Below are 1,577 nucleotides of genomic sequence, written 5' to 3'. Positions count from 1 at the left end.
ACTCTGACAGCGACAGGATGTAGTGGTACAGTGAACTGGAGCAATGGTTCGACAGGCACAAGCATCACAGTGAGCACAACAGGTACTTACTCAGCAACTTGTACAAATGCATGTGGCACCAGTGGCGCATCAAATGTGATAACCATTAATGGTGGAACTGCTCCTGCGGCACCAACCACTGTTGCCAATAAATCTACACTGTGTAGCAATGAAACGGCTACTTTAACAGCAACAGGTTGTTCAGGAGGTTCAATTACATGGAGCAATGGCGCAACAGGTACTTCAATCATTATAAGTACAGGAGGAACCTATACAGCGAAATGTATTACCGGTTGCGGAGAAAGTGTAGCAAGTAATGTAGTAACAATCAAGACTGTGGTAACACCAACTGTTCCGGAAGTGAAAACAAATACAAACACTATTTGTGGAACGGAAACAGCCACTTTAACTGCAACTGGTTGTAACGGAATAATAACCTGGAGTACAGGTGCAACGACTTCTACTATCACGGTAAGTGCAGGCGGAACATACACTGCAGTATGTGCCAATGAATGTGGTGAAAGCCAACCAAGTGTAGGTGTAGTTATCAAAAAGAATACTGTACCAACTCCACCGGTTGTAACTGCAAACAAAACAAGCTTATGTGGTAACGAAACAGCTACCTTAACAGCAACAGGTTGTGGTGGTACTGTGAAGTGGAACACAAATGCAACAGGTAGTACACTTACAGTAGGCACAGCAGGAACATACAGTGCAATTTGTATGAGCAGTTGTGGAACCAGTGGTGCATCTAATGTAATTACCATTACTTCAGGCGGAAATCCATCGGCACCAACGATTGCTGCTGACAAGACAAGTCTATGTGGTAATGAAACAGCTACCTTAACAGCAACAGGCTGTGGCGGAACTGTGAAATGGAGTACGAATGCAACTGGTACAAGCATTACCGTAAGCACAGCAGGTACATATTCAGCAACTTGTACAAATAGTTGTGGAACAAGTAGCGCTTCAAATACAATAGTGATTACAACGGGTAGTACACCTGCTACTCCAACAATCGCAACCGATAAAACAAGTATCTGTGGTAACGAAACAGCTACCTTAACAGCAACTGGTTGCAACGGAACATTGAAGTGGAGTACTAATGCAACTACCACAAGTATCACAGTGAGTACAGCAGGTACTTATACAGCAGTATGTATCAACTCTTGTGGCACAAGTCCTACTTCAAATGTAATCGTTATAATTACAGGAGGTTCGCCAAGTGCGCCGACCATCGCAAGCAATAAAACAAGCTTGTGTGGTAATGAAACAGCAATCTTGACAGCTACAGGTTGTAGCGGAACTGTGAAATGGAGCAATAATGCCACAGGTACAAGTATCGCCGTAGGCACAGCAGGAACATATACAGCCACCTGTACAACGGCTTGTGGTACAAGTGGTGCATCAAATGCAGTGATTATCACCACAGGAGGTACGCCAAGTGCACCGACCATTGCAAGCAACAAAACGAGCTTGTGTGGTAACGAAACAGCAATCTTGACAGCATCAGGTTGTGGTGGAACTGTGAAATGGAG

The 1,577-nt window shown here is 44.3% G+C and carries 1 pseudogene; it reads left to right on the top strand.

Features of this window, described 5'->3' with window-relative positions:
• A pseudogene (locus tag EWM59_RS28125) lies at positions 1–1,577 on the top strand (hypothetical protein); the annotation flags it as partial.

Source organism: Emticicia agri, from assembly GCF_004168285.1.
Lineage (GTDB): Bacteria > Bacteroidota > Bacteroidia > Cytophagales > Spirosomataceae > Emticicia > Emticicia agri.
Note: the sequence above shows the minus strand (reverse complement) of the source record. Positions and strands in the feature narration are given on the sequence as shown.